The 8,661-nt window shown below is 46.2% G+C and carries 5 protein-coding genes and 2 pseudogenes; all 7 read left to right on the top strand.

Going from position 1 to position 8,661, the window contains the following annotated elements:
• A pseudogene (locus V3S16_RS11030) lies at positions 1 to 241 on the top strand (SAM-dependent methyltransferase); the annotation flags it as partial.
• A 65-nt stretch (positions 242 to 306) separates the two neighbouring features.
• On the top strand, positions 307 to 1,248 hold the full coding sequence (locus tag V3S16_RS11035) for a DUF362 domain-containing protein (protein WP_413884887.1): 942 nt from the start codon (positions 307 to 309) through the stop codon (positions 1,246 to 1,248).
• Positions 1,245 to 2,867, top strand: a complete 1,623-nt coding sequence (locus V3S16_RS11040; RefSeq protein WP_413884888.1) for a 4Fe-4S binding protein — start codon at positions 1,245 to 1,247, stop codon at positions 2,865 to 2,867. Before V3S16_RS11035 ends, V3S16_RS11040 begins: the two co-directional genes overlap by 4 nt.
• Positions 2,868 to 3,043: 176 nt before the next feature.
• Positions 3,044 to 4,171: a transglycosylase SLT domain-containing protein gene (locus V3S16_RS11045; protein WP_413884890.1), complete on the top strand. Its 1,128-nt coding sequence runs from the start codon at positions 3,044 to 3,046 to the stop codon at positions 4,169 to 4,171.
• Between the two features lie 651 nt (positions 4,172 to 4,822).
• Positions 4,823 to 5,893, top strand: a complete 1,071-nt coding sequence (gene hemE / locus V3S16_RS11050) for a uroporphyrinogen decarboxylase (protein ID WP_413884892.1) — start codon at positions 4,823 to 4,825, stop codon at positions 5,891 to 5,893.
• Between the two features lie 534 nt (positions 5,894 to 6,427).
• Complete coding sequence (gene hemN / locus V3S16_RS11055; protein WP_413884894.1) at positions 6,428 to 7,804, top strand: oxygen-independent coproporphyrinogen III oxidase; 1,377 nt, start codon at positions 6,428 to 6,430, stop codon at positions 7,802 to 7,804.
• Between the two features lie 517 nt (positions 7,805 to 8,321).
• Positions 8,322 to 8,661: pseudogene (locus V3S16_RS11060) on the top strand (dihydrodipicolinate reductase); the annotation flags it as partial.

An 8,661-nucleotide genomic window follows, 5' to 3' on the forward strand; every position in this document is an offset into this window, starting at 1 on the left:
TTCCGTCTTGGACCCGGGAGGTATGATCCTGATCCACGAATTCATTCTTGACAACACCATGGACGGGCCGCTCTTTCCGGCCCTTTTTTCCCTGAACATGCTGCTGGGAACACCGGCCGGTCAGGCCTATTCTGAAAAGCAGCTTCTGGATATGCTTGCAGAAGCGGGTGTCGGAGAACTTAGACGTATTTATTTCGAATCTCCTAATGATTCCAGTATCATTGCCGGTATTGTTAAATAGATTATGATGAATCCGTAAAAAGTCGAATTCATCAAGTGTATACGACCACCAAAGAGGTGTACGGCATGGACCAACCCATCACCAGAAGAGAATCCCTAAAAAAGCTGCTGAAAATATCCGGCGGCCTGGCGTTCAGCGGTAGTGTGACTTGGCCCTTGCATGAAGCCAGAGCCGCATGGGCCAAATCGGCAAATGAAAAATTTATTGTAGAGGGTCTGGGTCAGAAAGACGGCTATTCTGTTAAAGACTTAACCCGCAAGGTTTTTGAGGCGGCCGGCGGCATGCAGCATTTTGTTTCCAAGCAGGATGTGGTGGTAATTAAACCGAATATTTCCTGGGCCAGAGCTCCCCACCTGGCGGCAACCACCAACCCCGAAGTCCTGGAAGCGGTCATCGAGCTTTGCCAGGAAGCCGGTGCCAAAAAAGTCAGAATCGCCGATCATACCATTCACGATGCCCGGCGCTGCTTTGCCATCACCGGCGCCGGGGTGGTGGCCAAAAAAACCGGGGCAGACCTGATTTATCCACGCTCCTCACTGATGCGGGAGATGAAATTGCAGGGACATCGCCTGGATGTCTGGCCGGTTTTTGTTCCGCTGGTAGAGGCCGACAAAATCATCAATCTGCCGGTGGCCAAGGTTCATATTTTAAGTGATCTGACCCTGGGGATGAAGAACTGGCTCGGTGCCGTCGGGGGGCGCCGCAGCGCGTTCCATCAGGATATACACCAGGTGATTGTGGACCTGGCTCAATTTTTCAAACCCGCCGTCACCCTTATCGATGCCACCCGCATCATGGTTTCCAACGGCCCCTCCGGCGGGAGGACCTCGGACGTGTCGGCTGCCAATAGCCTGATTTTAAGCAATGACCCGGTGGCCGCCGATGCCAGAGCCGCAGGCCTTTTTGGGTTAAATCCCGAAGATATCGGCTTCATTCGCCTCGGACAAAAATGGGGATTAGGAACTTCCCAGTTTCAGAAACTCAGCCGGCAGCAGGTGGTGATTTGAAAGCAACGCATCTGGTCTGGATAAGACGGATAAGCCAGACTTTTTTTTTATTGTTCTTCTTATTTTTGCTGGTGGAAAGCCGCCTGCCCCAGGATATCTATCTCGATTATTCCATTGCGCTTACGGCCGAACAGGATATCGAGCTGGCATACCCTGTCACTTTTTTCTTTGAAATGGACCCTCTTGTCGTGCTAACTGCGCTTATCTCAGGCCAAACGTTGATCAAAGGCTTCGGCTGGGCACTCGGTGTGCTCTGTCTGACTTTTTTTTTCGGCCGGATTTTCTGCGGTTTTATCTGTCCCTTCGGCACCTTTCATCACCTGATCGGCACTATCAAGCCGGCCCTTAAAGAGCACCAAATGATTGAGGCCAATATCAAAAAGCCCGATCAGAGATTCAAATATTTTCTGCTGATCATGCTGCTGCTGGCCGCCCTTTTGGGCCTGAATTTAAGCGGTCTGCTGGACCCCATCTCTTTTCTTTTCCGCTCTCTGGCATTGGCCGTCCTTCCCGGTTTGGGGATCGGTATTAAAGAACTTTTTGATCTAATGGCTCAAAGCGATCTTAAAGCCTTAAATTTTTTCAGCTACGGTGCTGAGATCATTGTGTCCCCGATTTTCGGTTACGGCTATAAAGCTTACCAGAGCGGGTGGTTGATCGGCGGGCTTTTTCTTATCGTCCTCTTGATCAATCGAATTAGACCGCGCTTCTGGTGCCGCACGCTCTGCCCGCTGGGCGCACTTTTAGGGGTCTTTGCCAGGTATAGTTTTTTGCGGCTGGAAAAGGATGTCGAAAAATGCACGGACTGCAAATTATGTCTCAAAAACTGTCAGGGTGCCGCCAACCCGATTTCCGGGGAGCAGTGGGAAACCTCTGAGTGTCTGTTCTGCTTTAACTGCTTTAACGCCTGCCCTGAAAATGCAATCTCCTTTGAATTCAGATGGCCCCTGGTCAAAAATAAAGCGCCGGATATGGGACGCCGGGCCGTACTGGGTGGTTTGGTGGCCGGCATCTCCCTGCCTTTTATGGGAAGACTGGACGGTCAGATCCACAAGGTATCGGATCCGCGCCTGATCAGGCCGCCGGGTTCGATACCGGAAAATGATTTTCTGACACTCTGCCAGCGGTGCGGACTCTGTATGAAGGCCTGTCCCACCGACGTCATCAACCCTGCCCTGACAGAGGCCGGTATGGCGGGCTTTTGGACACCTAACCTCATCATGATTCAGGGCTACTGCGAGTACACCTGCACCCTTTGCGGCAGCGTTTGCCCGACGGGGGCCATACGCAGGATTTCAGTTAAAGAAAAAATCGAGGCTCCGGTAAGGATCGGGTCGGCCTACATTGCCCGCGGACGCTGTATGCCCTGGTCCGGCAACGGGCCCTGCATCGTCTGTGAGGAACACTGTCCCACATCACCCAAGGCCATCCGCCTTTATGAAGGCTGGATGCCCGGTCCGGATGGAAAGTATATTGATGTAAAACTGCCTTATGTGAATCTAAAAGACTGCGTCGGCTGCGGTATCTGTGAGTATAAATGTCCTGTCAAAGGAAGACCGGCCATAAGGGTCATCGCCGCCGGTGAATCTCGATCCAAGAGAAACCAGATATTGCTCTAACACGCAATAAATTGGGGCTATCTCGGATTTCTAATGAACAGCTGATAACTTTTTAATCACGAAAACACGAAATATAAAAAGCACGAAATAATAGATTATACTTTTCGTGTCTTCGTATTTTCGTGCTTTCGTGATAAGATTAAGTTTAAATCCAGGTATTTCGGGCGAGGTATTATATGTTGAGAATATGGTTGTTTTTTTGCCTGTTTTTTGGGGCGGCGGCCCCTGCTTGGGGTAATCCCCTCAATACCCTTGAGCCTTCAAACTTTCCTTCGCTGATTTCAGGTGTCAGGATCGATGCCCCTTTGTACTTTTGCGGTGAACCGGTCCCGCTCGAGAAAAGGGAAGTTAGAGAGCGTCTGGAAAAGGAGCTCTTGCTGATGCTGTGGAATCGTTCCCAGGTGATTCTGTGGATGAAGCGCTCCGGCCGCTATCTGCCGCATATAGAAAAAATTCTTCAGCAAAGACAGCTGCCCGCAGATCTCAAATTCATCGCCATTATCGAGAGCGACTTAAGACCGCACGTTGGATCCTCCAAGGGGGCCCTTGGTTTCTGGCAGTTTATGAAAGCGACCGGGAAACAATACGGTCTGAAGATCAACGCCGATCAGGACCAGCGCAGGAATATTTTTGCATCCACCCGGGCGGCCGCTGACTACTTTCAAGAGCTTTATGCCATGCTGGGATCATGGACCCTGGCGGCGGCAGCCTTCAATATGGGTGAAAAAGGCCTCCAGGCGGAAATTATGGCTCAAAAAATTGAGAATTACTACGATCTATATCTGCCTTTGGAGACCCAGCGGTATGTTTTAAGAGCTGTGGCTGCCAAACTGATTTTATCAAGCCCTGAAAAATACGGCTTCCGGCTTCAAAAAGAGGATTTTTATCCACTTTTGGAATTTGACCGCATTAAACTGAAGGTGACTTTCAGAACACCTATCCGTCTCATTGCTCAAGCGGCCAAAACATCTTTCAAAACTATCAAGGATTTAAACCCTGAAATCAGGGGGCACTACGTAACCCGCGGGACCCATTCGATTCTGATACCAAAAGACAGTGCTCAAGGTTTTCACGCCCACTACCAAGAGCTTGTCGATCAATGGCAGGCAAAGAATGCGCAGCACATTTATGTGGTCAAAAAAGGAGACAATCTTTCTGTAATTGCCGATCGCTTTGATGTACCTCTGCCGGTTTTGGCCATCTGGAATCGGCTCCATCTGAGTAAACCGATCTATCCGGGACAGCGGCTGACCATTTATCCGGGCCAAACAACACCTACGCAAGGATTAAAAACTAAAAAATAATTGGATCTATTCGAAAAAAACACAACATGTGATAATGGAAGGGATAATCTGGGTTGTGAGATAATTCTCCATCAATGCAGAATATGAATACGGGACGTTCGCAGAACGTGTTTTATTTCTGCATTCTCTGCACGAACGTTATATATTAATAAAGCAAAAGGTTATACCCCCAAGAATACAAGGGATTGCTACAGAACAAAATGATCTATGTCATAGTAAATAAATAACCTCCTGATAGCATATAGGCACCAAAATCAAAACCCGTAACACTAAAAGGAGGTTATTATGAGTAATCAAGAGATTATCAGACGCAAGCAGTATTGTCAAATTGTCAATGAGATCACCGGTTCGGTTAGGGGTCAAGTCTGCTCTTGACTCATGTTAAAAACTGAAAAGAGTCAAGAGCAGACTTGACCCCTTTTCATAATCCCCATGAAAAAGGTGTAATCCCTACTGAAAGAGCGGGCGCAAAAGGCGCCGACGAGAAATACAGACATCGAATACCAGAGAACATGTGTATGCAATGTCATCAGATGTAGGTAGATATATTATTTTGTAACGTAGCGAGTTGAAAAAACAATTGAAATATTTAAAAAAAGATTATAATTTGACCTGATCAATTATAAAATTGAACCTTGAGGGGAGGTAGTGGTGACTAATCTTGAAAATGATTTGTTTTTACGCGCCTGCAAACGCTTAACGGTTGAAAGAACCCCAATTTGGGTTATGCGTCAAGCGGGTCGGTATTTGCCGGAATACAGGGCGGTGCGTCAAAAATACGATTTTCTTACCATGTGCAAAACTCCCGAACTTGCAGCCGAAGTAACATTGCAACCGATCGATTTAATCGGGGTTGATGCCGCCATTATTTTTTCTGATATTCTCGTAATTCCCGAGGCAATGGGCATGCACCTTGAAATGCACGAAAACAGGGGCCCGGTGTTTCCACGTCCGATTAGAAATGAAGAGGACGCTAAGAACCTTAAGCAAATTGATCCCACTGTTGATTTGCAGTATGTGCTTGATGCTGTGGCCCTGACAAAAAAGGCATTAAACCGACGGGTTCCATTGATAGGTTTCAGCGGTTCGCCCTGGACGTTATTAGCATATATGGTTGAAGGCCAGGGATCGAAGAATTTTTCAAAGGTAAAGCATTTAATTTATAATAACCCCAAACTGGCCCACAGTCTTTTAGATAAAATTGCCGATGCCGTGGCCGTATATTTATGTGCAAAGATTGAAGCCGGTGCCGACGCTGTTCAAATATTTGATACCTGGGGCGGACTTCTCTCTCAAGATGATTTTGAAGAATTTTCTTTACAATACATTCGCAAAATAATCTCTCAGGTCAAAGGAAAAGATGTACCCGTGATTATGTTTGCAAAAGGCGTGCACTTTAATCTGGACAATCTTGCTGCAAGCGGCGCTGACGTATTAGGCCTGGACTGGACCATGAATATCGGTGACGTCAGGAAAAAGGTTGGAGATAAAGTTGCCCTGCAAGGGAACCTGGACCCCACCGTTCTTTATGCCGGCCATGATAAGATAAGGCTTGAAGCCGGAAAAATTTTGAAATCATTTGGCGAGGGCCGCGGGCATATTTTCAATCTTGGTCACGGGATACTGCCCGATGTCCCCCCCGAAAACCTTAAAGCTTTGGTGGATTTTGTTAAAGCAGAGAGTGGTCGTTATCACCTGAATGATACAAAAGCGCAGCCTTAATTAGTATCGGAGTCGTGGAGTTTTTGCTGTGGAATCGCTCCATGAATAATCATATCTTAAACCGTGTGAACTCGTGTATAAAGGCTCGTAGAGAAAGAACAGAGGCATTCATAATGAAACAATTTTTTTGCTGAGCAACCGGTGATCTCTTGCGATGATATTTTTCTGCAGATCGTCTGTTCTTTCTAACGATCCCTAATACACTCAAACAGCACACGCTTTAAGATATGATCATCCATTGCGCTAAGAGATCAGGCTTTATGATAAAAAATTTCCCGGCTGATTAATTAGTATAGATTAGAAGCTGTTTTAAAACCTTAGGGTTCGCGCAAAAATAACTTCGCAGAATTGGCGCTCAGATTTGGTTCAGGTTTGGCTGATCCGAGAGAGCAAAACCACAGGAATAGCTAGCTATTTCGCGGCCAATTTTATAAGATCGGGTGCGAGTGAGGTATCAGCCAAAGATGGGCTGAAGCTGAGATGTAAAAATGTGAAGTTATTTTTGCGCGAGCCCTTAGATGCGGGAGAAAGATCTTGTTTGATATAGACATCGATTTAATAAAAAAGTATGACAAACCGGGACCGCGCTACACAAGTTATCCTACAGCGCCTCATTTCAATGAATCGTTTACACATGCAAACTATCTTGATGAGGTAATCAAGACCAATCAGGAACAGGGCCGGCCTGATTTGTCATTGTATTTTCATCTGCCGTTTTGCGATACACTCTGTTATTTCTGCGGTTGTAATATGATAGTAACCCGCAACCGAGATAGAATCAAAAGGTATATTGATTACTTGAAGCGAGAGATAGACTTGCTGAGGACCCATATTTCGTCAGATAGAAAAACAGTCCAACTGCACTGGGGTGGAGGCACGCCCACGCATTTGAACCCGGATGAAATCGTTGATTTAAGTTCCTACATTAATGCCGGTTTTGACCTGCATGTTGATGTGGAGGCCGGTTGTGAAATTGATCCCCGGGAATTGACTAAGGACCATCTTATCGCTTTGAGAAACGGCGGCTTTAATCGCATCAGCATGGGGGTACAGGATTTTAACGAAAAGGTTCAAAAAGCGGTAAACCGGATACAGCCGGAAGGTTTGACCAGAAAGGTTGTCGACTGGGTGCGTGAATTGGGATTTGACAGCGTTAATCTTGATTTAATGTACGGGTTGCCTTTCCAATCTGCCAAGACTTTTGCAAAGACAATTGATACCATTATTGATGTTGATCCTGACAGAATCGCACTCTTTAATTTTGCCTACGTTCCCTGGATGAAAAAACATCAGAAGGTAATTCGCCCCCAAGATTTACCCGTTCCCGAAGAAAAACTTAACATTCTAAAGATGTCAACTGAAAAACTTACAGGTGCGGGTTACGTGTTTATCGGTATGGATCATTTTGCCAAACCCGATGACGAACTTGCGCGGGCGCTAAAAGAGAAAAAGCTTTACAGAAACTTTCAAGGATACAGCACGCATGCGGGTGCGGATGTTTATGCCATGGGAATTACCAGCATTAGCCAGTTTGGGCGCATTTATGCCCAGAACATCAAGAAAGAGAAAAAGTATCATGCTGCCCTTGACAGGGGAATTCTACCGATAGCCAAAGGATGTTACTTGAGCGATGATGACCTTTTGCGCCGGCGTGTTATCACTAAATTAATGTGTGACTTTGAACTGGATTTTACTTCAATCGAAAAGGAATTCGACATAGATTTTGAGACCTACTTTGATTGGGGGTTGAACAACCTTAATGAGATGATGGCCGATAATCTTCTATCCGTTGAAAACAGGATGTTAAAAGTAACCAGGATGGGCAGGCTATTGATTAGAAACATAGCGATGAATTTTGACGGTTACATCGAAAGGAAAGAGGATAGTGCCCGCTACTCAAGAACCGTCTGACCCTGGTGTCCATCCATAAATGGCCCTGGCCCATGGGACCAGGCTTTGGTTTGCCCCTGTCTCAAATGCAGCAAATTAAATTCCAAATAACAAATGTCAAATATCAAACAAATAACAATAACCAAAAGGGGAAATCCCAAATAACAAAATACAAATAACAAATAAATTCCAACACGCGGCGCAAGCGCCTGCGCTGCACGTGACCGAAAAAACAAATAACAAACAAAAGAATAAAAAAATAGTTTTAGCCCTTGTTTGGAATTTGAGACTTGGAATTTGAGATTTATTTGTAATTTGGTGCTTGTAGTTTGGAGCTTGTTTGTTTTTTGGTGCTTGGAATTTGTGATTTTAGACACAAAACTCCAAGGCAGAGCCAGATATCTCTGACCCCCGCAATGCGGGACAGGCTTGGCCCATCGAAGATCCCGTCAGGCGGGGTGGCAGAAAAAAATATCACTTTAAACCTAAAACGCGATGAATTCTAATACTATGGATCCATCAAATTTGGAGGTGCAAAATGAACCCGATAAAAGTTATGGTCAACGGCCTGCCCGGCAATATGGCCTCAAATGTTGTTCAAAACGCGCTCAACGACAACCGGTTTGAGTTGATCTCCCAATCGCTGACCGGTCCCGAAATCACTGCAACCGAAACGACCATTGATTCTGTTGCCTTCACTCTGATTCAACCGCAGGACAGAGATCAGGCCATTAGCACCATCAAAGAAAACAGCGGCCCATTTATCAGTGTGGATTTTAGTCTCCCTCCGGCGGTCAACAGCAATGCCGAGTTTTATTGCAAGCATAATTTGCCCTTTGTCATGGGTACCACCGGCGGTGACAGGGACCTCTTGGCAG

Source organism: Candidatus Desulfatibia sp. (genome assembly GCF_036446775.1).
In the GTDB taxonomy this organism is placed as follows: domain Bacteria; phylum Desulfobacterota; class Desulfobacteria; order Desulfobacterales; family UBA11574; genus Desulfatibia_A.